Annotated in this window: 23 protein-coding genes; 8 read left to right on the forward strand and 15 right to left on the reverse strand. The window is 72.6% G+C overall.

The features are described from left to right. Positions 1-24: 24 nt before the first annotated feature. The 7 genes from ABZ719_RS03130 to ABZ719_RS03160 all read right to left on the reverse strand — a co-directional run bounded on the left by ABZ719_RS03130 (position 25) and on the right by ABZ719_RS03160 (position 6269). Complete coding sequence (locus ABZ719_RS03130) at positions 25-966, reverse strand: type II secretion system F family protein (RefSeq protein ID WP_366723519.1); 942 nt, start codon at positions 964-966, stop codon at positions 25-27. Between the two features lie 8 nt (positions 967-974). Further along, a complete protein-coding gene (locus ABZ719_RS03135; RefSeq protein ID WP_366723520.1) occupies positions 975-2312 on the reverse strand; it encodes a CpaF family protein in 1338 nt (445 codons plus the stop codon). Continuing rightward, on the reverse strand, positions 2309-2716 hold the full coding sequence (locus ABZ719_RS03140; RefSeq protein ID WP_366723742.1) for a TadE family protein: 408 nt from the start codon (positions 2714-2716) through the stop codon (positions 2309-2311). Before ABZ719_RS03140 ends, ABZ719_RS03135 begins: the two co-directional genes overlap by 4 nt. 196 nt (positions 2717-2912) lie before the next feature. Next, the gene (locus ABZ719_RS03145; protein WP_366723521.1) at positions 2913-3338 is read right to left on the reverse strand and encodes a pilus assembly protein; all 426 of its coding nucleotides are present in this window, start codon (positions 3336-3338) and stop codon (positions 2913-2915) included. Continuing rightward, a complete protein-coding gene (locus ABZ719_RS03150) occupies positions 3335-4591 on the reverse strand; it encodes an AAA family ATPase (RefSeq protein WP_366723522.1) in 1257 nt (418 codons plus the stop codon). Before ABZ719_RS03150 ends, ABZ719_RS03145 begins: the two co-directional genes overlap by 4 nt. Before the next feature lie 13 nt (positions 4592-4604). Next, positions 4605-5312 carry a Flp pilus assembly protein CpaB gene (gene cpaB, locus ABZ719_RS03155; RefSeq protein ID WP_366723523.1) on the reverse strand — a complete coding sequence of 236 codons (708 nt, stop codon included), beginning with the start codon at positions 5310-5312 and terminating at the stop codon, positions 4605-4607. 93 nt (positions 5313-5405) lie between these two features. Further along, complete coding sequence (locus tag ABZ719_RS03160; protein WP_366723743.1) at positions 5406-6269, reverse strand: hypothetical protein; 864 nt, start codon at positions 6267-6269, stop codon at positions 5406-5408. A gap of 465 nt (positions 6270-6734) precedes the next feature. On the opposite strand from ABZ719_RS03160, the gene ABZ719_RS03165 reads away from it, so the two are divergent. The 3 genes from ABZ719_RS03165 (at position 6735) to ABZ719_RS03175 (ending at position 10698) form a co-directional block, all read left to right on the forward strand. Beyond that, positions 6735-8450 (forward strand): glycoside hydrolase family 18 protein, encoded by a 1716-nt coding sequence (locus ABZ719_RS03165; RefSeq protein ID WP_366723524.1) that lies wholly within the window; start codon positions 6735-6737, stop codon positions 8448-8450. Positions 8451-8730: 280 nt separating this feature from the next. Beyond that, positions 8731-9261, forward strand: coding sequence for a SigE family RNA polymerase sigma factor (locus ABZ719_RS03170; protein WP_366723525.1), 531 nt, complete (start codon positions 8731-8733; stop codon positions 9259-9261). Positions 9262-9441: 180 nt separating this feature from the next. Then, the gene (locus tag ABZ719_RS03175) at positions 9442-10698 is read left to right on the forward strand and encodes a hypothetical protein (protein WP_366723526.1); all 1257 of its coding nucleotides are present in this window, start codon (positions 9442-9444) and stop codon (positions 10696-10698) included. 59 nt (positions 10699-10757) lie between these two features. Here ABZ719_RS03175 and ABZ719_RS03180 read toward each other — a convergent pair whose 3' ends face one another. The 5 genes from ABZ719_RS03180 to ABZ719_RS03200 form a co-directional block, all read right to left on the reverse strand. Beyond that, entirely contained in the window at positions 10758-11363 is a 606-nt protein-coding gene (locus ABZ719_RS03180) for a hypothetical protein (RefSeq protein ID WP_366723527.1), read from the reverse strand. Positions 11364-11558: 195 nt separating this feature from the next. Further along, positions 11559-13034 carry a gluconate:H+ symporter gene (locus ABZ719_RS03185; protein ID WP_366723528.1) on the reverse strand — a complete coding sequence of 492 codons (1476 nt, stop codon included), beginning with the start codon at positions 13032-13034 and terminating at the stop codon, positions 11559-11561. A gap of 118 nt (positions 13035-13152) precedes the next feature. Continuing rightward, on the reverse strand, positions 13153-13563 hold the full coding sequence (locus ABZ719_RS03190) for a RidA family protein (protein WP_366723529.1): 411 nt from the start codon (positions 13561-13563) through the stop codon (positions 13153-13155). Continuing rightward, positions 13560-14345, reverse strand: a complete 786-nt coding sequence (locus ABZ719_RS03195; RefSeq protein ID WP_366723530.1) for an IclR family transcriptional regulator — start codon at positions 14343-14345, stop codon at positions 13560-13562. Before ABZ719_RS03195 ends, ABZ719_RS03190 begins: the two co-directional genes overlap by 4 nt. Beyond that, on the reverse strand, positions 14342-15388 hold the full coding sequence (locus ABZ719_RS03200; RefSeq protein ID WP_366723531.1) for a sugar kinase: 1047 nt from the start codon (positions 15386-15388) through the stop codon (positions 14342-14344). Before ABZ719_RS03200 ends, ABZ719_RS03195 begins: the two co-directional genes overlap by 4 nt. Positions 15389-15528: 140 nt before the next feature. Between ABZ719_RS03200 and ABZ719_RS03205 the strand changes: the two genes are divergently transcribed. Together ABZ719_RS03205 and ABZ719_RS03210 are read left to right on the forward strand one after the other, a co-directional pair. After that, a complete protein-coding gene (locus ABZ719_RS03205) occupies positions 15529-16800 on the forward strand; it encodes an amino acid deaminase (RefSeq protein WP_366723532.1) in 1272 nt (423 codons plus the stop codon). A gap of 37 nt (positions 16801-16837) precedes the next feature. Then, complete coding sequence (locus ABZ719_RS03210; RefSeq protein WP_366723533.1) at positions 16838-18487, forward strand: D-aminoacylase; 1650 nt, start codon at positions 16838-16840, stop codon at positions 18485-18487. 17 nt (positions 18488-18504) lie between these two features. Here ABZ719_RS03210 and ABZ719_RS03215 read toward each other — a convergent pair whose 3' ends face one another. Further along, on the reverse strand, positions 18505-19404 hold the full coding sequence (locus tag ABZ719_RS03215; protein WP_366723534.1) for a serine protease: 900 nt from the start codon (positions 19402-19404) through the stop codon (positions 18505-18507). Positions 19405-19620: 216 nt separating this feature from the next. Here ABZ719_RS03215 and ABZ719_RS03220 point away from each other — a divergent pair, with 216 nt between their 5' ends. The 3 genes from ABZ719_RS03220 (at position 19621) to ABZ719_RS03230 (ending at position 22079) form a co-directional block, all read left to right on the forward strand. After that, positions 19621-20832 carry a pyridoxal phosphate-dependent aminotransferase gene (locus ABZ719_RS03220; RefSeq protein ID WP_366723535.1) on the forward strand — a complete coding sequence of 404 codons (1212 nt, stop codon included), beginning with the start codon at positions 19621-19623 and terminating at the stop codon, positions 20830-20832. Positions 20833-20934: 102 nt separating this feature from the next. Next, on the forward strand, positions 20935-21396 hold the full coding sequence (locus ABZ719_RS03225) for a hypothetical protein (protein ID WP_366723536.1): 462 nt from the start codon (positions 20935-20937) through the stop codon (positions 21394-21396). A 206-nt stretch (positions 21397-21602) separates the two neighbouring features. Continuing rightward, positions 21603-22079, forward strand: coding sequence for an N-acetyltransferase family protein (locus tag ABZ719_RS03230; protein ID WP_366723744.1), 477 nt, complete (start codon positions 21603-21605; stop codon positions 22077-22079). Between the two features lie 85 nt (positions 22080-22164). On the opposite strand, the gene ABZ719_RS03235 is transcribed toward ABZ719_RS03230, so the two are convergent. Then, positions 22165-22341 (reverse strand): membrane protein, encoded by a 177-nt coding sequence (locus ABZ719_RS03235; protein WP_037861344.1) that lies wholly within the window; start codon positions 22339-22341, stop codon positions 22165-22167. A gap of 222 nt (positions 22342-22563) precedes the next feature. After that, positions 22564-24396 (reverse strand): phosphoenolpyruvate carboxykinase (GTP), encoded by a 1833-nt coding sequence (locus tag ABZ719_RS03240; RefSeq protein WP_366723537.1) that lies wholly within the window; start codon positions 24394-24396, stop codon positions 22564-22566. Positions 24397-24541: the final 145 nt, after the last annotated feature.

Raw genomic sequence — 24541 nt, forward strand, 5'->3', positions numbered from 1 at the left:
CTTTCCGGCGCTGCCGTCGACCGGTCAGACGTCGATGCGGGACATCCGGCGGATGAGGAAGAACCCGACCGCGTACAGCGCGAAGGCGATGATCACCGCCGCCTGGCCGAGCGGTGAGCCCGTCATGCGGTCCAGGGCGCCCGCCTTGACGCCGTTCATCAGGAAGAGCGCGCCGACGCCGAGCACCGGCACCGCGTACGAGGTCATGTTGACCTGGGAGAGCTGGGTGCGGACCTCGCGGCGGGTCTCCTTGCGTTCCTCCAGGGTCTCGGTGAGGTTGCGCAGGGCGCTCACCACCTGGCCGCCGGCCCGGTTGGAGAGAACCAGGGTGGTGACCAGGACGACGAGTTCGCGCGAGGGCAGCCGGTCCGCCAGCTCACCGAGGGCGTCGTCCATGGACGCGCCCAGGGCCAGCTGGTGGGCCACCTTGGCCAGTTCCTCGCCCGCGGGGGCCTCCAGTTCCTCGGCGGCCATGCCGATGGCGGTGCGCAGGGCGAGGCCCGCCTGGGTGGCGTTGGCCAGGATGCGGGCCAGTTCGGGAAGCTGGTTGATGAACTTCTCGATGCGTCGGGCACGCTGCCAGTTGAGGAACTGCACCGCCGCCCAGATGCCGAGGAGCCCGGCGAGCGGACCGAAGAAGGGGGCGAGGGCGGCCTGGCCGATCAGCCAGAGGGCGGCGACGACGGCGAGCATGCAGGCGGTGAACTCGCCGGGGGTGATGTCGAGGCCGGTGGCGGCCAGCCTCAGTTCGAGTCTGCGGCCGAGGGCGGTGCGCCGCAGGCGGCGGTCGAGGGAGCGGAAGCGGCGCCTGCGGCCCTGGGGAGCGCCGCTGGTCAGGGCGAGCCGGTCGACGAGTTCCGCCCGCTGGGCCCGGCCCGCGGTGTAGGCGTGCAGTCCGAGGACGGCCAGGACGCAGGTCAGCAGGGCGGCGCCGGTGGTGAGGGTGACGAGGGTGCTCAGGTCCATGGGGGCTCCTACCTGGCTTCCCGGGTGGCCAGTTGGTCTGCGGACTGGGCGATGCCGAAGGCCTGCGGGACGGGCTGGCTCGCCATGTAGAGGCGGTCGGCGGCGCGGCGGGGCAGCGGGTGGTGCTCGTAGGCGCCGTGGATGCGGCCGTCGGCGGACATGGGACGCGCGGCGAAGCGGGCCACGGTCGCCAGCCGGTACGGCTCGCCGCCGTGGCTGTCGAGCAGGGCGATCTCGGTGACGCGGCGGGCGCCGTCGGCGAAGCGGGTGAGCTGGACGAGGACGTCGACGGCGCTGTTGATCTGGTCGTGCAGGGCGGGGAAGGGGATCTCGACGTCGGACATGGAGGCGAGGGTCTGCAGGCGCATCAGCGCGTCCTCGGCGCTGTTGGCGTGCACGGTGGCCAGCGAGCCGTCGTGGCCGGTGGACATCGCCTGGAGCATGTCCAGCGACTCGCCGCCGCGGACCTCGCCGACGACGATGCGGTCGGGGCGCATGCGCAGCGAGTTGCGCACCAGGTCGCGGATGCTGATGCGGCCCCGGCCCTCCACGTTGGGCGGGCGCGCTTCCAGGCGTACGACGTGGGCCTGCTGGAGCTGGAGTTCGGCGGAGTCCTCGATGGTGATGATGCGGTCGCTCTCGGGGATCAGTCCGGAGAGGGCGTTGAGGAGGGTGGTCTTGCCGGTGCCGGTGGCGCCGGAGACGATGATGTTGAACCTGGCCTGCACCAGCGCGGCGAGCAGGTAGAGCATGGGCTCGTCGAGCGAGCCGAAGCCGATCAGCTCCTGGAGGGTGAAGGAGCGCGGGAAGCGGCGGATGGTGAGGGTGGGGCCGGTCAGCGCGAGCGGCGGGATGATCACGTTGACGCGTTCGCCGGACGGCAGCCGGGCGTCGACCATGGGGTTCGTCTCGTCGACGCGGCGGTTGACGGTGGAGACGATGCGTTCGATGGTCTGCATCAGCTGGTCGTGGGAGGCGAAGCGGAGCGGGAGCTGTTCGACCCGGCCGCCGCGCTCGACGAAGATCGAGTCGGGCCCGTTGACCATGATCTCGGTGATGGAGGCGTCTTCGAGCAGTGGTTCGAGGATGCCGAGGCCGAGGGCCTCGTCGACGACCCGGCGGATCAGCTGGGAGCGTTCGGCCGTCGACAGGACCGGGCCCTCGCGGCTGATGATGTGCCCGAGCACCCGCTCCAGCCGTACCCGGCGCTCGGCCGGGGCGAGCGCGCCCATCTCCGCGAGGTCGATCTCCTCCAGGAGCTTTGTCCGGTAGGAGGCGACCAGGTGGGCGTCCTCGCCCCGGCTGCCGTTCTCCTCGGGGGAGTTGATGCGTGCGCGCAGGCTCATGGGGGCGGGGCTCCTCGTCCTTCGTCAGGGGTCGAGCGGGAGTCGTCGAGCGGCATGGTGGCCCTCTTGTGGACGGTGCCCACCGGGTCCCACAGCGGGATGACGGAGGGGATGCGCACGGTGGCCGTGACGGTGACCGTGTCGCCTCCGGGCGCGGGATCGCAGGTGGTGCGTCCGGAGAGTCCGCCGCTGACCGCCGCCGTGCACGCCGCCTGCGCGTCGTGCCCGAGCGAGGCCGCGCGCGCCCCCGCCCGCGCCGCGGTACCGGCCTGCTGGGCGGCGTACGCGACGAGGCCGAACTGGACGACCGCCATCGCGACCAGCAGCAGGACCGGGATGAACCCCAGGTACTCGATGGCGACCTGTCCGTGATCGCGGGGCCGGCGCCCCCGCCCGCCGAGCACGTCGGCACGTCGCTCGTGGGACAGCCCGCGGAGCACGTCGGCGCGCCGGGCGCCGGACGGCGCGTGGAGCACATCGGCACGTCGCGCGTGGAACACGTCGGCACGTCGCTCCTGGGGCAGCCCTTGAGGCTCGTCAGTACGTCGGGCGCGGGGCGGCAGCCCGTCGGGCACGTCAGTACGTCGCTCGTGGGGCATCTCAGTCCTTCACCTCCTCCACGGCACCGGCGTGACCGGTCACCGGGACCGGGAAGCCGATCAGGCCGGGCAGCAGGACGGGGACGTCCAGGTGCACGGTCGCCGTGACGAAGCCGGTGCCCCGGCCGCCGCACTCGATCCGGGCACCGTCCCGCCACGCGCCCGGCAGGTCCTCCAGTCCCGCGCGTTCACAGGCCCCCTGCATGTCCCCGGTGGCCGCCGTCCCCGCCCGTACGGCTTCGTCCGCCGCGTTCCCGGCCAGGGTGAAGGTGTATCCGAGCAGCACGCACTGCCACATCAGGACCAGCGTGATGATGATCGTCGGCGCCATGCCCAGGAACTCGACGGCGACCTGCCCGCTGTCGGACCGGGCGCCGCCCCATAAGCGTCCCCGGGCCCGTCCCCTCCCCCGCCTGCGTCCGCTCATCCCCCCGCCTCCCTGCGCCGCCGGAAGCTGACCGCGCCCCGGTCGCCCCGCATCCGGCCGTGGCCCTTGTGGGTGCCCACCGGGCTCTTGACCAGGCCGAGTTCACCGGCCAGGCCCCACAGGGCCTGCTTCACCGTGCTGCGGGCGTCCAGCTCGTGGAGGCGGCCGGCGTCGACCACGGCCTGGAGCTCCTTGAAGTTCGCGGGGACCGTCGTACCGGCCACCGCCGTGCCGGTGATCTTGCCGATGAGCGCGGGCTGGATCTCCGTGGCGCGGGTGTGGCGGTTGACGACGACCGTCGTCTCCTCGGCCTTGCGGACCTGAAGCCGGTCCCACATCCGCACGGTCCGCTTGGCCGCCCGCACCGCCACGACGTCCGGGGTGGTGACGAGCAGGGCGGTGTCGGCCATCTCGACGGCCGCCGCGCCCGCTCCGCCGAGCTGTGCGCCGCAGTCCAGGACGACGACCTCGTAGCGGGAGCGCAGGGCGCTGACGATCTGGCGGGCGGCCCGGTCGGTGACCTCCTCGCCGCGTTCGCCCTCGCCGGGGGCGAGCAGCAGGGCGACGCCGGTGTCGTGCCGGAAGACGGCGTCGGCCAGGACGCGCGGGGAGATGTCGCTGATGGCGGCCAGGTCGACGACCGAGCGGCGGAACTGGACGTCCAGGTAGGAGGCGATGTCGCCGGTCTGCAGGTCCATGTCGACCAGGGCCGTGCTCTGCCCGCAGGCCTGGGCGGCGAGGGCGAGCTGGATGGCGGTCAGCGTGGCCCCGACGCCGCCCTTGGCCCCGCTCACCGTCACCAGGCGCCCGCCGACGCCGGGGAACACGTCGCCGCCGTGGCCGAGGTGACGCCGTACGCCCACCGACCACTGGGCGACGGCCTGGACGCGGCTGGCCAGTTCCTCGTAGCTCAGCGGCAGCGACACCAGTCCGCGCGCGCCGCAGTCCATGGCGGCGGAGAACAGGCCGGGGCTCGCGTCGGAGGTGATGAGGATGACGCCGACCGCCGGGAAGCGCAGGGCCACCTCGCGGACCAGTTCGAGCGCCGGGACGGGGCCGACGCGCTCGTGCACGACCACGATCTCGGGCAGTTCGTCGACGGATTCGGCGGCCAGGCGCGCGAGGGTGTCGACGAGCTGCGTGGAGTCGGCGACGGGAGTCACCGGCTCCGCGTCGGGGAGCTGGCTGAGCAGTGTCGTGAGGGACCGGACCGCGTCCGCGTCGCCGACTGCCGGCAGGATCCTGGTGGGCATGGCTGCGGGCCTCTCACTTGTCGTTCGCGAGTTCGTAGGTCCGGTCCTTGGCCGGGACGTCGGTGCCGCCGCCGGGCGCGACCAGCGCGAGCCGGACCCGCTGGGCGAAGGACTCGGCGTAGGTGATGCGCTGGGCGTCGATGGTGGAGAGCGCGAAGGTGATGGGGACGGCCTCGGTGGGCTGCCGGTCGCGGTTGTCGGCGCTCGGGTCGAGGGCGGTGATCCGGCCGACGTCGAGGACCCTGGCGCCGGTCACGATGATCTTCGACTGCGCGGGGTCGCCCTGCCGCTGCCCGGGGAAGGTGGCGTACACGTTGACAGTGGAGCCCGGCGTGATCTTGCCCGCCACACCGGTGGCCGCGTCGATCATGATGGCGACCTCCTGCTGCCCGGGCCGCAGCGCGGGCTGGTTCACGATCATGTCGCTCTGCAGCAGGGAGCCCTGGCGCAGGGTGGTGACCGCGATCTTGCCGCGCACCTGGCCGAGGTCGGTGACCGCGTTCGGTGACAGCCACCGCTTGGGCATCCGGATCTTCTCGAACTGGCCGGCGGCCAGCGGGGTGTACGGCTGCACGTCGGCCTTCAGCTGGTACGCCGTGACCTCGGGGCCGACCTTCGACTTGACGTCGCCGATGACGGAGAGCACGCCCGCGAACGCGCCGAGGGCGCAGACGACGGACAGGACCAGGAGTATCACGCCGCGGCGCTGACGGGAGTTCATGAACCGTACGACCTCGTTGGGGGGTGGGTCCGGGCGGACTCGGCGGATGTCGGAGGCTGGCGGCGGTGCGGGCTCACCCTGCGGGTGTGCGGCTCACGGGGCGGTCCCGTACGGCGCGTACGTCCCGGGGCTCGCGTGCTCGCCCCGCCGCCCGTCTTCCTGGCCGCCGCCGGGATCGGGCGGGACGGCGGAGCAGAAGACGCAGCGGTCCCCGATGACGTCGACGCCGCACCAGTGGCACACGCTCTGCCGCACCGAGGTGACCAGCTGGTAGAGGACCGGCAGGTCGGGCAGATAGCTGCAGAACTCGATCAGTCTTCCGGTGCCCCACCAGGCGGCGGACTCGGCCGGCAGCGCGGCCTCGCGCAGGCCGAGCACCTTCCAGGCCGGGGCGAGGTGCGCGCCGATCCAGTCGGACTGGAGCTGCCCCTTGGCGACGAGCATCCAGGTGCCGAAGTCCGGTCCGGGCAGGGTGGCTCCGGGGCCGATGCGCACCAGGTGCGGCACGGGGTGGGCGACGACGCCGAACTGGCTGCCCGGCACCCAGGAACGGGCGTGGGCCTTGAGATCGACGGGGACGCGGTCGAGGCGGGTGACGGAGCTGAGGACCGCTCCGCAGTGGACGTAGTGGGTGAGCAGGCGGCCCGCGGAGGCGAGCACGCCGGGGCTGAGGTCGCAGGAGGCCAGCTGCCGTAACTGGCGGGCCAGGACGGCGACGGCGAGCGGCGGCAGCTCGGGGCGGAAGAGCGCGATGCGGTCGCTCTCCAGCAGCGAGCGGACCGTGTGCAGCCGGCGCTTAGCGGCCGCGGGCAGGGCGCGGGAGCAGACGACGATCAGGTGGCTGTGCTGGTCGAGCAGGGCCCGTACGCCGTCGAGCGTCCGTTCGAGCGGTTCACGGTCCAGGTCCGGCAGGACGGCGGCGGGCACGGTCCGTTCGTCCTGCGCGGGCAGTGCCATGTCCGCGCCGGTCACAGCGATCGCAGTTGACACGCCAGCTCCCCGTCTGCCGCCTGTCGGGCCGCCGTCGTTCCTCCGGCGCACCGAGTTGACTTCACTGCGTGACTACTTGAGCACTGTAACCACGCCCCTGTGACCGGAGAACAGCGATTCGTCAGCTCCGTGGCAACTGCGGTCGCACAAGTCACGTCAAAACGGGGCAGGTTGTCCCTTGCGACCGGGCCCGAAAGCGTGGCGGGCCGCCGGTCCGTTGACCCGGACCGGCCGGAGCGAGGGACGCGATTTTGGTCTGGACCTCTTGACAACGCAATTGGTCTGGACCAACTTGTACGACCAACGGCGGCACAGCAGTTCATGACTCTCTCCCCCCGGGACTCCCCCGGACTCCCCGCCCGATCCCTTCCCCGCTTCTCTCCCCCTCTCCCTCCCCGTCTCCCCTTCCCTCTCCTCTCCCCGGAGGCCCCAGTGGACCGCGCCCCAGGCACGCCCGGCACCCGACGGCTTCGGCCGCTCGGCATCTGGTCCGGAGCCGTCACCGCAGCCCTCGCCCTCTCCCTCGCGGGCATCGGCCAGGCATCGGCGGCCGACGTCAACAACGCCAAGAACGCCGGTTTCGAGGCGGGTCTGAGCAACTGGACCTGTTCGGCCGGCAGCGGCACGACCGTCTCCTCGCCCGTGCACGCCGGTACGGCCGCGCTGAAGGCCACCCCGGCCGGGCAGGACAACGCCCAGTGCACCCAGACCGTGGCGGTCAGACCCAACTCGACCTACACGCTGAGCGCCTGGGTCCAGGGCGGGTACACCTACCTGGGCGCCACCGGCACGGGCACCACCGACGTCTCGACGTGGACGCCCGACACGACGGCCTGGAAGCAGCTCTCCACCACCTTCACCACCGGCTCCTCGACCACCTCGGTGACGGTCTACCTGCACGGCTGGTACGGCCAGGCGGCCTACTACGCGGACGACCTGTCGGTCTCCGGGCCCGACGGGGGCGGCGGCGGTGACCCGGCGCCGACGGTCCCGGCGGCCCCGGCCGGCCTCACGGCGGGCGCCACCACCTCGTCCTCGGTCTCCCTGTCCTGGAACACCGTCACGAACGCCACCGGCTACAACGTCTACCGCGACGGCACCAAGGTGGCGGCGGTGACCGGCACCTCCGCGACGGTGACCGGCCTGACGGCCTCGACCGCGTACTCCTTCCAGGTCACCGCGACCAACGCGGCGGGCGAGTCGGCGAAGTCCGCGGCGGTGACCGCCACGACGGCGGGGACCGGCGGCGGTGGCGGCACCGGTCTGCCCAAGCACGCGGTGACGGGCTACTGGCAGAACTTCAACAACGGCGCGACCGTCCAGAAGATCTCCGACGTCCCCGCGGCCTACGACATCATCGCGGTCGCCTTCGCCGACGCCACGACCACGCCCGGCGCGGTCACCTTCAACCTCGACTCGGCGGGCCTGAACGGCTACACGGCCGACCAGTTCAAGGCCGACATCAAGGCCAAGCAGGCGGCCGGCAAGAAGGTCATCGTCTCGATCGGCGGCGAGAAGGGCACGGTGTCGGTCGGCGACTCGGCGTCGGCGGCGAACTTCGCGAACTCGGTCTACTCCCTGATGCAGACGTACGGTTTCGACGGCGTCGACATCGACCTGGAGAACGGCCTCAACCCGACCTACATGACGCAGGCGCTGCGCGCGCTGTCCGCGAAGGCCGGCCCGAACCTGGTCATCACCATGGCCCCGCAGACCATCGACATGCAGTCGACGTCCGCCGGCTACTTCAGGACGGCCCTGAACATCAAGGACATCCTCACGGTCGTCAACACCCAGTACTACAACAGCGGCTCCATGCTGGGCTGCGACGGCAAGGTCTACTCGCAGGGCACGGTCGACTTCCTCACCGCCCTCGCCTGCATCCAGCTCGAAGGCGGCCTCGCGCCCTCCCAGGTCGGCCTCGGCCTGCCCGCCTCCCCGAGCGGCGCCGGCGGCGGCTACGTCTCCCCGACGTTGGTCAACAACGCCCTGGACTGCCTGACGAAGCTCACCAACTGCGGCACCTTCAAGCCCTCGAAGGCCTACCCCGACGTGCGCGGCGCGATGACCTGGTCCACCAACTGGGACGCGGCGGCGGGCAACGCCTGGTCCAACTCGGTGGGCGCGCACGTGCACGCGATGCCGTGACCGTGACCTGATCCCCTCGCAGTGCGGCGCCGTCACCGACGGCGCCGCACTTTTTCGTGCCCCCTTCCGGTGTCCGGCCCCCGCGAACCGTTCCGGCCTCCAGCTCCCGTGCCCCGGTCCCGGCCCCGTGCCCGGCTTCCGCTTCCGCTCCCGCTCCCGCTTGCGTTCCCGCTCCCGCTCCCGTGGACCGTTGCGCCGCCGCGTGAAACATTCCGGGTGGCTCACCGCATCAATGAGGTGAGGGCGCCGCAGGAGGGCGCGGGAGCCACAGGGGGGGCGTATGCGGTGGGGCGGCGGCGACGAGGCCGGGGACGAGGGGTACCCGGAGTTCGCGGCGGCGCGGGCCGGGCATCTGTACCGGTCGGCCTGCCTGCTCACCGGGGGCGACACCCACCTCGCCGAGGACCTCGTCCAGGAGGCGCTGGGCCGGGTGTTCGTGCGCTGGAAGCGCGTCTGCCGCGTGGGCAATCCGGCCGGGTACGTGCAGACCGTGCTCACCCGGGTCTTCCTCGCCCACCAGCGCCGGCACAGCAGCCGCAGGGAACGAGCCACCGACGTGCTCCCCGAGATCGCCGGACCGGACCCGGGCGGTGACGCGCCGCTGCGGCTGACCCTGCTGGAGGCTCTCGGGCAGCTCTCCGCCAAGGACCGGGCCGTGGTCGTCCTGCGCTACTGGGAGGACCGCAGCGTCGAGGAGACGGCCACGGTGATGGAGACCAGCTCCGCCGCCGTGCGCACCCGCTGCGTGCGCGCGCTGGCCCGGCTGCGGGTGCTGCTCGGCGACTCCCTCAGCGAGCACGCGGGCCGCTGACCGGCGCCCCGCGCGGCCCGCTCACCCGGCGCGCCACCTCACGTCCTCCCACGCCCCCATCACGTCACCTCACACCCCCTCACACCCCCTCACATCGATCCACGTCACACCACGTCACACCACGTCAGATCACGTCACGTCACTTCACGTCCATCACGGTGCAGGAAGCGGTGGTTCGCCATGTCCGTCCCCGATCACGACCCCTTCGAGGGGCAGCTCGCCGACGTCCTGCGGGACACGGGCGCACGGTTCGAGGCCGACCGGGAGTCGCTCGTCGCGCGGGGCGAGACACGCGGGCGGCGGCTCAGGTCACGGCGCCGGGCCGCCGTTGCGGGCGGGGTCGCCGGGGTCGCCCTCGTCGGGCTCGGCGGCGCCCTGCTCCTGCCGGGCGGCCCCGGGGACGGCCCGCGGCAGCGGGAGGCGGCGGCCACCCACCCCTCCGCCCGCACCCACACGGACACCTCCGCCGCCTCCGTGTCCGCCGACGACTTCGTCCGCACCCTGAAGAAGCTGCTCCCCGCGGGCCGGTTCAGCGGCGAGCAGGGGCGCGGCACGGACACCCCGGTCGCCGGGAACAGCGTGGCCCCCTACGCCCAGGTCGTCTACGACGACGGGCGGGGCAAGGCCGCCGTCTCCGTCTCGCTGACCCGGCTGAAGCCCGGGACCGAGGAGGCCCGCCAGGACGCCCAGTGCCCCGACCCGGTGTTCATCGCCTACGACGCCTGCTCCGCCACGAAGCAGGCCGACGGCTCCTCGCTCGTGATCCTCAAGGGGTACGAGTACCCGAACCGTCGCGGTGGCACCAAGCTGTGGACCGCCGACCTCGTCACGCCCCAGGGCGTGCACGTCGGCGTGCAGGAGTGGAACGCCGCCGCGGAGAAGGACGCGCCGGTCACCCGTGAGGAACCACCGCTCGGCAGTGAGGCGTTGAAGAAGCTGGTCAGCGCGCGCGAGTGGCTCGCCCTGGCCGCTGCCGTGCCCGTCGATCCCCGGACGAACGCCGCACCGCCCGCCCGCGCCGGCTCGGTCTCGGCGACGCTCGCCCGCATGGTGCCGCACGGCCTGAAGGTCGTCGCGAAGGGGTCGGCGGACCCGGGCTTCGGATACGTGGTCGTCGACGACGGCCGGGGCCGGAGCATGGTCCAGATCAACGTGCAGCCCGACATGCGCGACGTCGAGAACCAGTTGTTCGGCCCGGACGCCCGGACCCTGCCCGACGGCACCAAGGTCGCCGTGCACCGGCAGCCCGGGGAGAAGGGCATCGACGGGATCGTCATGTGGACCGTGGACACGATCCGTCCGGACGGCCGCCGCGTGGTGATCAGCGCCTTCAACGCCGGGACGCAGAACACCCCGGCCACCCGGGAGGCGCCGGCGCTCACCCTGAAGCAGCTGGAGCGCATCGCCACCGACCCGAAGTGGCTGACGCTCGGCTGAGGCCGCGCTGCGGGCGGGCCCCGGCGGTCTGCCGGGGCCGCCCGCCGCTCAGCCGGCCGTCAGTCCTCGTCCGCCGGAGCGGCGGCCTCGGAGTCGTCCGCGGAGTCGGCCGCCCCGGCCTTCTCCGCCTCGCCGTCCTCGAAGTACGCGTCGAGCACGGCGTCCAGTTCCGTCTCCCACACGCTGAAGCGGGACCGGGCCGGGGCCTCGATCTCGATGGGGTACCAGCGGCGGTCGGGGGTGTGGACGACGACGGTGAACCGCTTGCCGAAGCGCGCGGTCGCCGTCTCCACGGCTCCGATCTCGTCCCAGCGGAACTCGCACTCCTGGTCGTCCAGGGCCAGGCGCACGCCCCGGTGGTCGGCGACGATCCGGGCGCGGCGGTCGGCGGCCTCGAAGACCGGCCCGTCGGGGACCTCCTCCTCGGCGGCCCTCTCGTCGGCCCCGGCCTCGGCGGCGGACTCCTCCCCGGCGGCGTCCGCGACCGGCGCCGCGGCCTTCGGGGCGGCCCCGTCCGCCGCGGGTGTCCGCTCCGGCTCCTCCGCCGCCGCGCCCGGGGCGGGCGCGGGCGCGGTGAGGCCGGGGACGAACGCCGGGTCGAATCCGGCGCCCTTCACGGGCTCGCTCTTCAGGGGCTGGCTGCTCGAACCTATGCGCTGCTCCACAGCGGGCAGTATGGTCGACGATCCTGTGCCGGGGACAGCCAGCCCCTACTTCGTTATCAGACCCCTACAACTCGCGGTCCGCGGCGGCACGGACGGCCGTACGCCCGTCCGGCGCCCGCTCACCCGAACAGGCACCGCCAGGACGCACCGGCACCGCCCGGGCCCCCGGGCACCGACCGGACGCCCGGGCGCCGCTCACACGAACAGGCTCACCACCGCCGCCACCGCGAAGCCCGCGAGCGACAGCACGCTCTCCAGGACCGTCCAGGTCTTCAGCGTGTCCCGTTCGCTGATGCCGAAGTACTTCGCCACCATCCAGAAGCCGCCGTCGTTGACGTGCGAGGCGAAGATCGAGCCGGCGGAGATCGCCATGATGACCAGCGCCACGAAGGCCTGGGAGTGGTGCCCCTCGGACAGCAGCGGGGCGACGATGCCCGCCGTGGTCACGATGGCCACCGTCGCCGAGCCCTGCGCGACCCGCAGCACCACCGAGATCAGGTACGCCAGCACGATCACCGGCAGGCCCACGCCGTTGAAGGTGTCCGAGAGGGCCTGGGCGACCCCGCTGGCCTTGAGGACGGCACCGAAGACCCCGCCCGCGCCGACGACCAGCAGGATGTTGCCGACCGGCTTCAGCGAGGCGGTCGAGACGGTCTCCAGCGACTTGCGCGACCAGCCGCGGCGGATGCCCAGCAGGTAGTAGGCCAGCACCAGGGCGATGGTGAGCGCCACGAACGGGTGGCCGAAGAACTCGATCACCGACCGTCCGGTGGACGGTGCGAGGGCGATGGAGGAGAAGGTGGCCGCGACGATCAGGACCAGCGGGGTGCCGATGATGCCGAGGACAGCGCCGAGCGGCACCGGCGTCTCCCGCGGCTCCACCCCGGAGGCCCGCTGCTCGGCCAGGACGGCCCGCTTGGCCTCCTCGGCCGCCTCGACCATGTCCTGCGGCACCTCGACCAAGACGCGCTTGCCGATCCACGCCGAGTACGCCCAGGCGGCCAGCACCGCCGGGATGCCGCAGACGACGCCCATGAGGATGATCCAGCCGAGCTGCACGTGCAGCAGTCCGGCGGCGGCCACCGGGCCGGGGTGCGGCGGCAGGAAGGCGTGGGTCATGGACAGGCCCGCCAGCAGCGGCATGCAGTACAGGACGACCGACTTGCCGCCCCGCTTGGCGGCGGCGTAGACGAGCGGCGCGAGGACGAAGATGCCGACGTCGAAGAAGACGGGGATGCCGAAGATCAGGCCGGTCAGGCCCATGGCGAGGGGGGCGCGTCGCTCGCCGAAGAGTCCCAGCAGGCGCGAGGCGAGGACTTCCGCTCCGCCGCTGACCTCCAGGATCGCGCCGAGCATGGTGCCCAGGCCGATGATGACGGCGACGTGGCCGAGGATGCCGCCCATCCCGGACTCGATGGTGGAGACGGCGTCCGAGCGCTGGACGGTGCCGAAGAGTTCGGTGACCGACAGGCCGGCCAGCAGGCCGACGGCTATGGAGACGGCCAGCAGCGCGACGAACGGCTGGAGCCGCGCCTTGATGATCAGGAACAGCAGCAGCGCGATGCCGATCCCGGCCACCAGCAGCAGGCCGGTGGTGCCGTCGACGAGGAGGAGCAGGCCGCCGGTGTGCGGGGGTGTCTGCGGGGCTGCCGCGGCGAGCGGGTGGGACATACGGGGGTCCTCTGCGTAAGTACATACAGCTTTCGGGCAGGGAGGAGCGCGGCGCGGCACCCGAAGGGACGGGCGCCGCGCCGGGCGGGGACGTGCGGTGGTGCGAGGGGGGGAGGCGTCAGCCGAGGACGGCGAGCGCGTCGATCTCGATGAGGAGTCCCGCGGGCAGACCGACGTAGACCGTGGTGCGGGCGGCGGGCGGCTGGGTGAGGCCCTGCTCCTCGAAGTAGGCGTTGTAGATCTCGTTCATCTCGGCGAAGTGGTCCACGTCGGTGAGGTAGACGCGGATCATCATCACGTCGTCCCAGCTCGCGCCGCCCTCTTCGAGGATCGCCTTGACGTTGGCGAGGGTCTGCAGGGTCTGCTCGCGCAGGGTGGGGCCGGCGGGCGTGGGGGCCTTGCCCTCCTCGTGGGGCAGGAAGCCGACCTGGCCGGCGACCTGGAGGATGTTGCCCTTCTTCACCCCGTGGGAGAACTTGGCGGGCGGCACGGTGTGGGTCTTCGGGGTGAGCGCGGTCTTCTCGGTCATGCGGTGTCCCTGTCCGGTGTGGTTGCGGGGGTGGGTACGGGGGTTCTCCCGGAGTACTCGCCGCTGATGGCGTCCGCGGTACGGCGCACCAGCGGGAGCAGGGTGAGGAGTTCGTCGGCGGTGACGACGACGTTCGGCGCGGAGACCGACATCGCGGCGACCACCCGGCCGTCGGCGCCCCGGATGGGGGCGGCGACGCAGTTGATGGACTCCTCGTGGCCGCCGAGGTCGGTGGCCCAGCCCTGTTCGCGCACCGTCGCCAGCTCCTTCAGGAAGGCGGTGGCGCTGGGGGTCGAACGGGCCGTGTACAGGGGGTAGTCGAGCTTGTCGGCGATGGCGCGCCGTTCGGGCTCGGGCAGGTCGGCCAGCAGCAGTTTGGCCACCGCGGCGACGGTGATCGCGACGGGCTTGCCGATCCGCGAGTACATGCGCACCGGGTAGCGGCTGTCGACCTTGTCGATGTACAGCACCTCGTTCTCCTCGTAGACGGCGAGGTGCACGGTGTGGCCGCAGGTCTCGTTGAGGCGCAGCAGGTGGGGGTGGGCGATCTCGCGGATGTCGAGGTTCTCCATCGCCTCCTGCGCGAGGGAGAACAGGCGCGCGCCGAGCCGGTAGCGCTGGTCGGACTGGCGGTAGACCAGACCGTGTTCGTGCAGGGTGCGCAGCAGCCTGAGCGCGGTGGACTTGTGGACGCCGAGGCGGTCGGCGACCTGTCCCAGGTCGGCGGGGCCCTCGGCGAGCAGCGGCAGGATGCTCAGTGCGCGGTCGACGGTCTGGCTCATGGCGTACGTACCTCCTTCTCGGCCCCTTCAGCGGTGCGTGTCCAGCCGGGGCCGAGTCGAAGTCTCCCCCACGCGGCCTCGTCCAGGGCGGCCAGCCGGTCCGCGTGGTCGCGGGCGGCGGGGACCGCGAGGTCGCCGGGGACGGTGAGGGCGGCGGCGGCCATGAGGTGGCCGTGCCGGAGGCGGTCGCGTACGGGCAGGCCGCGCAGGGTGGCGGAGAGGAATCCGGCGGCGAAGGCGTCCCCGGCGCCGACGGGCGCGACGACGTCCACGCGCAGGGCGGGGACGGAGGTGCTGCCGCCGGGGTGGAAGACGGTGGCCCCTTCGGCACCCTGTTTGACGACGAGGACCGCCGGTTCGGGCAGCAGGGAGCGGATGGCGCCGGGGCCGCCGGTGGCGCCCCAGGCGGCCTCGGCCTCGTCCTCGCCGACGAAGACGAGGTCGGCGCCGCGGGCCAGGTCCAGCAGCACGCGCGGTCCCTCGGCGTCCCGCCACAGGCCGGGCCGGAAGTTGACGTCGAAGGAGACCAGGGGGCGGCCGGGGCGGGGGGCGGTCAGCTCGCGCAGCAGGCCGAGGCAGTCGGCGGACAGGGCGGCCGTGATGCCGGACAGGTGCAGGATCCGGCAGGCGCGCAGGGCCGCCGCCTCCACGGTGCCGGCGGCCATCGCGGAGGCCGCCGAGCCGGCCCGGTAGTAGGCCACCTCGTGGGCGTCGGTGGCCCGGTCGCCCGCGGTGCGGAAGTAGATCCCGGTGGGGCGGTCGGGGTCGCGTGCCACAAAGGTCACGTCGACGCCGTACGCGCCGATCGTCTCGACCAGGTGGTCCCCGAAGCCGTCGGCGCCGACCCGGCTCACCCAGCGGGCGGAGTGTCCGGCGGCGGCGAGCATGCAGACCACGTTGGACTCGGCGCCGCCGATGGCGCGGGTGAAGGAGGGGACGTCGGCGAGGCGGCCGGGGCGGGAGGGCAGGAAGGTGACCATGGACTCGCCGAGCGCGACGACGTCCACGTCGTCGGTGCCATTGCGGGGTCCGGTGCCGGTCACGATGCTCGTAGCTCCTCGGTGCGGGGGTGCGGGGGTGCGGGGCGTTTCGTTGACCTCGCGTGGCCGAGATGTTAGACAGCATTAAGCGGTCCGTGCAATGCACGTTGCATATTTTGCAACGCACCAGATCAGGAGGGTCCATGGACACCGAGGCGCTCGCACGCCTGGCCGAGGAACGGGTCGACCACCGGTTCAAGGGGCTCCCGCCGGACGCGGACGGCCTGACCGTCGGCGAGCTGACGGCCGAGCGCCGCAACCTGTTCACCGGCGGCTTCACCACGCCCGTGCTCGCGCTGTCCGCCGAGCGCCTGGAGCACAACCTGAAGCTGATGGAGACCTACGCGGCCCGGCACGGCCTCGCCTTCGCCCCGCACGGCAAGACGTCCATGGCGCCGCGGCTCTTCCAGCGGCAGCTCGAGCACGGCGCGTGGGGCATCACCCTGGCCGTGCCGCACCAGGTGCGGGTGGCCCGCGCCTTCGGGTTCCGGCGGATCTTCCTGGCCAACGAGCTGGTGGACCCGGCCGCGCTGCGCTGGAGTGCCGCCGAACTCGCCGCCGACCCCTCCTTCCGCCTCGTCTGCTACGTCGACTCCGTGCGCGGGGTGGAGCTGATGGACGCGGTGCTGCGCGAGGCCGGCGCCGGGCGTCCGCTCGACGTGGTGGTCGAGCTGGGCGCGGGCGAGGGCGCGCGCACCGGGGCGCGTACCGAGGCGGAGTGCGCGGCGGTCGCCGACGCGGTCGCCGCCACGGACACCCTGCGCCTGGCCGGGGTCGCCGGGTACGAGGGCGAGGTGCCGCGCGCCGACCCCGAGCGGGTGCGGGCGTGGCTGCGCCGGCTCGTCGGCCTCGCCGTGGAGTTCGACGGGGCGGGCCGCTTCGCGGGGGCGGAGGAGATCGTGGTGAGCGCGGGCGGCAGCGCCTGGTTCGACGCGGTCGCCGAGGTGTTCGCGGAGATCCCCGGGCTGTCCCGGCCGGTGCTGAAGCTGCTGCGCTCGGGCGCCTACGTCTCGCACGACGACGGCCACTACCGCGAGATCACGCCGTTCAACCGGGTGCCGCAGGAGGGCGCCCTGGAGCCCGCCTTCCGCCTGTGGGCGCAGGTCGTCTCCCGGCCCGACGGCGGGCAGGCCTTCGCCAACGCGGGCAAGCGGGACGCGGCCTACGACCTGGACCTGCCGCTCGCCCAGGTGGTCCGGCGCGGGGGCACCGAGCGCCCGGCGGCCGGCATCACCGTGACCGGCCTGTCCGACCAGCACACCTGGCTGGGCACGGACCCGGAGGCGGACCTCGCGGTCGGCGACTGGATCGGCCTGGGCCTGTCCCACCCGTGCACGTCCTTCGACAAGTGGCAGCTGATCCCGGTGGCCGAGGCGGACGGCACGGTCGTCGACTACATCCGTACGTTCTTCTAGAGGCAGGACTCCGAGGAGTCAGGAAAGGCAGTCACCCATGGATCCGGTCGAACTCGCCGACCTCACCGACCTCGTCATCCGGGACGCGGACGTCGTGGACGGCACCGGCGCACCCTCCTACCGCGCCGACGTGGCGATCAGGGGCGGCCGGATCGTGTCGATCGTCAAGGAGGCCGCGGCGGCCGGCTGCGCACGGCCCCGCGCCCGGCGCGAGCTGGACGCCGAGGGGCTGGTCCTCTGCCCCGGCTTCATCGACATGCACGCCCACAGCGACCTGGCCCTGCTGCGCGATCCCGACCACAGCGCGAAGGCCGCCCAGGGCGTCACCCTGGAGGTGATCGGGCAGGACGGCCTCTCGTACGCCCCGGTCGACGACCGGACGCTCGCCGAGGTCCGCCGGGCGATCACCGGGTGGAACGGCCACGGCGACGACATCGACTTCTCCTGGCGCTCGGTGGGCGAGTACCTGGACCGGCTCGACCACGGCTTCGACGGCCGGGGCATCGCCGTCAACGCGGCCTATCTGATCCCGCAGGGCACCGTGCGCGCCCTGGCGGTCGGCTGGGAGGACCGCCCGGCCACCGCGCGGGAGCTGGACCGGATGCGGCAGCTGGTCGCCGAGGGCCTGGAGCAGGGCGCGGTCGGCATGTCCTCCGGGCTCACCTACACGCCCGGCATGTACGCCGAGGACGCCGAACTGACCGAACTGTGCCGGGTGGTGGCGCGCCACGGCGGCTACTACTGCCCGCACCACCGCAGTTACGGCGCGGGCGCGCTGGAGGCGTACGCGGAGATGGTGGCCCTGACCCGGGCGGCCGGCTGCCCGCTGCACCTGGCGCACGCCACCATGAACTTCGGCCCGAACAAGGGCCGGGCGCCCGAACTGCTGGCGCTGCTCGACGACGCGCTCGCGGCGGGCGCCGACATCTCCCTCGACACCTACCCCTACACGCCGGGCTGCACCACCCTGGTCGCGCTGCTGCCGAGCTGGGCGAGCGAGGGCGGCCCGGAGAGGATCCTCGGCCGGCTCGCCGACGAGGCGACCGCCGAGCGGATCCGCCACCACCTGGAGGTCACCGGCTCGGACGGCTGCCACGGGGTGCCGGTGGAGTGGGAGACGATCGAGATCTCCGGGGTGAGCGACCCCGCGCTCGCCGGGCACGTCGGGCTCACGGTGGCCCAGTCGGCGGCCCGGCGCGGCGAGAGCTGCTGGAGCGTCGCCCGCCGCCTCCTGGTGGAGGACGGGCTCGGCACCACGATCCTCCAGCACGTCGGCCACGAGGAGAACGTGCGGGCGATCATGCGCCACCGGGTGCACACCGGCGGTTCCGACGGCATCCTCCAGGGCACCAAGCCGCACCCGCGTGCCTACGGCACCTTCCCGCAGTACCTCGGCCGGTACGTACGGGAGCTGGGGGTGCTGTCCCTGGAGGAGTGCGTCGCGCACCTCACCTCGCGCCCGGCGGCCCGGCTGCGGCTGGCGGACCGGGGCGTCGTCCGGGAGGGCCACCGCGCCGACCTGGTGCTGTTCGACCCGGCCACGGTGGCGGCCGGGTCGACCTTCGAGGAGCCGCGCGCGCTGCCGACGGGGATCCCCCACGTCCTGATCGACGGCCGGTTCGTGATCGAGGACGGGCGGCGCACGGACGTCCTGGCGGGGCGGGCGGTCCGCCGCACCCAGGCGTGACCGCCCGCCCCGGGGGGCTACGGCTTGGGCAGGACGCAGCCGGCGGCGTTCAGGTCCAGCCGGTTGCCGGTCGTGAAGCAGGCCGGGATCTGGTAGGTCTCCTCGGCGTAGTTGATGCCCTGGCGGACGGTGACGTTGCCGCTCTGGTCGACCTCGCAGGGGTTGTTCTCGGTGCAGCGCTCGCCGTCCTCGTTGCCGGTGTTGTTGACGGCGACCACCTTGCCGGTGGCGGTGTCGATGACGGGCGAGCCGGAGGTGCCGCCGATGGTGTTGCAGGCGGAGGTGTAGCGGACGGAGTCCTTCCAGGTCCAGCCGCCCTCCTTGAGGCGGTAGACGAAGCCGTCGATGGCGCAGCTGTAGGTGCGCTTCCAGTAGCCGGAGACGACCTTGATGGCGGTGCCGGCGACCGGGTGGGCGTCGCTGACGGTGAGCGGGCTGATGCCGTAGGAGCTCTTTATCTGCGCGTAGGTGCGGGTGAGCTGGTAGATCGTGACGTCGGTGTCGGTCATCGTCGAGTAGACGACCTTGCTCGCGCGCAGCGTCGCCACCTGGGAGCCCGCCGAGTTCAGCAGCCCGAAGGAGCGGCTGGAGGCCTGGCCGACGATGACCTCGCCGGGCGCCGGGAAGCCGGTCTCCAGGCAGTGGCCGTTGCTGAGCACGAGCGCCGGGTCGCTGTCCGCGGAGGCGGGGAAGCGGATGACGGAGCCGGAGCAGTTGCTCAGCGCCACGGTGCCGGCGAAGTCGACGGCCTTGGCGGCGGGCGCCGTCTGCGCGTGGCCGGGCGTCGCCTGCGCGCTGCTCTGGGCCGCCTTCGCGGAGGCGGGCGCGGCGCTCGTGGTCTGCGCCGCCGCCGCGGGTGCCACACCCGCCCCGGTGATCACCAGGGTCGCGAGCGCGGCCAGGAGAGGCTTGTTCATGTGGGGGTCCCCTCTGCGGACATGAGCGACCGGAGATCTTCCGGCCGCCTGTCTTGTCATGCGCATTGTGATGGCGGCGCGCGGGCCCCGACAAGGACCCGTCCCGCCGTCATGGGGTCATCCCTCGGCCGGAATCCGCGGCCGCGGCCCCGACGCGTGTCTCAAGTGGCGGAAAACACGAGCCACCGGGCGTTACCCGGCCGTAAGCTCCCATACATGCAGGTGATCCAGTCGACCAAGCTCGCCAACGTCTGTTACGAGATCCGGGGGCCGGTGCTCGAGGAGGCGATGCGGCTGGAGGCGGCCGGTCACCGCATCCTGAAGCTGAACACCGGCAACCCGGCCGCGTTCGGCTTCGAATGCCCGCCGGAGATCCTGGAGGACATCCTCCGCAACGTCTCCACGGCCCACGGCTACGGCGACGCGAAGGGCCTGCTGGCCGCCCGCCGCGCGGTCGTCATGCACAACCAGACGCTCGGCATCGAGACCGACGTCGAGCACGTCTTCATCGGCAACGGCGTCTCCGAGCTGATCGTGATGGCCATGCAGGCCCTGCTCGACGACGGCGACGAGGTCCTCGTCCCGGCGCCGGACTACCCGCTGTGGACCGCCGCCGTCTCGCTGTCCGGCGGCACCGCCGTGCACTACCGCTGCGACGAGCAGTCCGACTGGATGCCCGACCTCGCCGACGTGGAGCGCAAGGTCACCGACCGCACCAAGGCGATCGTGATCATCAACCCGAACAACCCGACCGGGGCGGTCTACGACCCGGCCGTGCTCAAGGGACTGACCGACATCGCCCGCCGGCACAACCTGCTGGTCTGCTCCGACGAGATCTACGACAAGATCCTCTACGACGGCGCCACCCACACCCCGACGGCCTCCGTCGCCCCGGACCTGCTGACCCTCACCTTCAACGGCATGTCCAAGGCGTACCGGGTGGCGGGCTACCGGGTCGGCTGGATGGCGGTCTCCGGCCCGCGCGCCCACGCCGACTCCTACATCGAGGGCCTGACCATCCTGGCGAACATGCGCCTGTGCGCGAACATGCCGGGGCAGCACGGCGTGGTCGCGGCCCTCAGCGGGCGGCAGACCATCAACGACCTGGTCCTGCCCGGCGGCCGGCTCAAGGAGCAGATGGACACCGCCCACGAACTGCTCACACAGATCCCGGGCGTGACCTGCGTACGGCCCAAGGGGGCGCTGTACCTCTTCCCGCGCCTGGACCCCGAGGTCTTCAAGATCAAGGACGACCGGCGGATGGTCCTCGACCTGCTGCGCCGCGAGAAGATCATGGTCGTGCACGGTACGGGCTTCAACTGGCCCGAACCCGACCACTTCCGCGTCGTCACCCTGCCCACGGCCGGCGACCTGCGCGACGCGGTGACCCGGATCGGCACCTTCCTGGACGGCTACAGCCAGGTCTGACGCTCACGCTCGGTGCGCCTACGGTCCGGTTCCGCGACCCGACTCAACTTTAGACGGGTTCTAATGTAGGATGCTTTCTGTCAGAGCACAGGAGGCCGTCCCATGTACGAACCGATCCGCGGCAAGTCGGTCCACAGCACGATGGCCGGCACCACCTCCGACTTCCCCCACCGCTCCCGCGAGGAGGAGCTGGACATCCAGCTCGCCGGCCATCTCGCGGCCCTGCTCGCCGTCACGGACGAGCTGCGCACCCTGGCCCCGGAGGCCGGGCTGGACGCGGCGGCCGAACGGCTCGCCGCCCAGGTGACCCGGCTGCGCGGCGGCCGCGCCCCGGTCCGCGCCTCGGTGGCAGCGGTCACCGATCCGGGTCCGCTGCACCGGCGGGCGCACGCGCTCGCGGGCCGCGCCCTGGTCGTCGCCGCCTCCCGGGCGGACACGGCGGCGGCCATCCTGGCCGCCGAGCGGATGGACGCGCACGCCGCCGCGCAGGCGACGGCGCCGGGCGAGCCGCACGGGCGGGAGCCCCGGGGGAACGCCCAGGAACTGAGTGGCGCCGCCCAGTAGCCCCCGCCGAGGGCTCCACCGACGGCCCCGGTCCGCGCGCACCCGCAGCGACGCGCGGACCGGGTGCCCTACACTTCGCCTGCCGTCGCGGCCCCTGGACCACGGGCCGCAGGCCACACGATGCCGTGTCCGCACCCCGGCGGGAGAGAGAAGACGTGTCAGGCGAGAGAGAAGACGCGGCCGTTCCCGGCGCCGCCGTCCGGCCCGTGCGCCCCGCCGATCTCCCCGCGGTCGCCGCCGTCTACGGGCACTACGCCCTGCACACCGTCGCCACCTTCGACGAGACGCCCCGATCCCTGGAGGACTGGGAGGCCAAGCGCGCCGAACTGGCCGCCCGCGGGCTGCCGTTCCTGGTCGCCGAAGAGGCGGGCCGCGTCCTCGGCTTCGCGTACGCCGGTCCGTACCGCCCCAAGCCGGCGTACCGGCACACGGTCGAGGACACCGTGTACCTCGCCCCGGACGCCACCGGTCGCGGGCTCGGCGCCGCCCTGCTGGGCGCGCTGATCGACGGGTGCGCGCACGCCGGGGCGCAGCGCATGATCGCGGTCGTCGCCGAGCCGGGCGGTGAGGCGTCGGCCGCGCTGCACCGCCGCCTCGGGTTCACCGAGGCGGGCCGGCTCACCGGGGTGGGGTACAAGCACGGCCGCCGGCTCGACACCCTCCTGCTCCAGCGCGCGCTGTAGACCGCGCGCCGGCGCGCGTCCCAGCGGTACGGCGCCCCCGGCACCGCAGCCACGTGACGCGTTCGCGTCAACCAAAGACCCACCGTCAGCCGAAGATCACGACGAAGAGCACGAACAGCACGAGGATCGCCAGGACGACCATCCAGACCGGCCAGTTGCCGCGCCCCTGCGGCTCCTCGGGGCCGCCGCCGCGCGGGCGGTCCTCGGCCAGGTCCGGGTTGTCGGGACGGTCGTGCTTGTAGAAGTCACCGTCTCCAGCCATGCCCTCATCACCCTCCTTCACCGGGAGGACTCCCGGGTACCCGCGGCCGCCCCGGCCATACGGCCGACTGGGCCGAACGGGTGAGGGCACACGGAAGGGGCCGGCCCCGCACGCCGTTGTGCGGGGCCGGCCCCTGACCGGGTCCTGCCGCGGCCGACCGGAGCGACTGTGCAGGTCAGGGCAGGTCGCGGTCGGCCGCGGAGTTCTGGGGGGGCGGGCGGGTCAGCCCAGGCGCTCGACCAGCGCGCGGTACTGCTCCCACAGCTCCTCGGGCGTGTGGTCACCGAAGGTGTTCAGGTGCTCGGGGACCAGCGCGGCCTCCTCGCGCCACACGTCCTTGTCGACGGTGAGCAGGAACTTCAGGTCGGAGGCGGACAGGTCCAGGCCGTCGGTGTCCAGCGCCGCCTCGGTCGGCAGGATGCCGATGGGGGTCTCGACGCCCTCCGCCCTGCCCTCCAGGCGCTCGACGATCCACTTCAGCACGCGGCTGTTCTCGCCGAAGCCGGGCCAGACGAACCTGCCCTGGTCGTCCTTGCGGAACCAGTTCACGTAGTAGATCTTCGGCAGCTTGGACTGGTCCTTGTCCTTGCCGACCTCGATCCAGTGGCCCATGTAGTCGCCCATGTTGTAGCCGCAGAACGGCAGCATGGCGAACGGGTCGCGGCGCAGCTCGCCGACCTTGCCCTCGGCGGCGGCGGTCTTCTCGGAGGCGACGTTCGCGCCGAGGAACACGCCGTGGTTCCAGTCGAAGGACTCGGTCACCAGCGGCACGGCGCTGGCGCGGCGGCCGCCGAAGAGGATCGCCGAGATCGGCACGCCCTTGGGGTCCTCCCACTCCGGCGCGATGATCGGGCACTGGGCGGCGGGGGTGGTGAAGCGGGCGTTGGGGTGCGCGGCCGGGGTGCCGGACTCGGGCGTCCAGTCGTTGCCCTTCCAGTCGGTCAGGTGGGCCGGGGTCTCCTCCGTCATGCCCTCCCACCACACGTCGCCGTCGTCGGTGAGGGCGACGTTGGTGAAGACCGAGTTGCCCCACAGCGTCTTCATCGCGTTGGCGTTGGTGTGCTCACCGGTGCCGGGCGCGACGCCGAAGAAGCCGGCCTCCGGGTTGATCGCGTACAGGCGGCCGTCCTCGCCGAACCGCATCCACGCGATGTCGTCGCCGATGGTCTCCACGGTCCAGCCGGAGATCGTCGGCTCCAGCATGGCGAGGTTGGTCTTGCCGCAGGCGCTGGGGAAGGCGGCGGCGACGTACTTGGCCTCGCCGGTGGGCGGGGTGAGCTTGAGGATCAGCATGTGCTCGGCGAGCCAGCCCTCGTCACGGGCCATGACGGAGGCGATGCGCAGGGCGTAGCACTTCTTGCCGAGCAGCGCGTTGCCGCCGTAGCCGGAGCCGTAGGACCAGATCTCGCGGTCCTCGGGGAAGTGCGAGATGTACTTGGTGGAGTTGCACGGCCAGGGGACGTCCTCCTGGCCCTCCTCCAGCGGGGCGCCCACGGTGTGCACGGCCTTGACGAAGAAGCCGTCGTCGCCGAGTTCGTCGAGGACCGGCTGTCCCATGCGGGTCATGGTGCGCATGGACACGGCGACGTAGGCGGAGTCGGTGATCTCGACGCCGATCGCGGAGAGCGGGGAGCCGAGGGGGCCCATGCAGAACGGGACGACGTACATCGTCCGGCCCTTCATGGAGCCGCGGAAGATCCCGCCCTCGCCGCCCCGGCCCCGGAAGATCTCCCGCATCTCGTCGGGGGCCTTCCAGTGGTTGGTGGGGCCGGCGTCCTCCTCCTTCGCGGAGCAGATGAACGTACGGTCCTCGACGCGGGCCACGTCGGAGGGGTCCGAGGCCGCGTAGTAGGAGTTGGGGCGCTTGATCGGGTCGAGTTTCCGGAAGGTGCCCTTCTGGACGAGCTCCCCGCACAGTCGCTCGTACTCGGCCTCGGATCCGTCACACCAGACCACCCTGTCCGGCTGCGTGAGTTCCGCGATCTCGTCGACCCACGAGATCAGGTCCTTGTGGTTGGTCGGGAGGACGGGGGGAGCCGCGATGTCGCGCGCCACGATTGCTCCTAAATGAGGGGTTTTTTGTCTTGTCGCCCCGTGGGGGCTGCGACCCGGATGCTTCGTAGCCGCTCATCCGGTGCCGACCGCACTCATTTGATCATCCGACGCACGCGCCCATCTGTCCAGAGGGCCGCACAGGTGA

The sequence above is a fragment of the Streptomyces sp. NPDC006743 genome, assembly GCF_040703815.1.
In the GTDB taxonomy this organism is placed as follows: Bacteria; Actinomycetota; Actinomycetes; order Streptomycetales; family Streptomycetaceae; genus Streptomyces.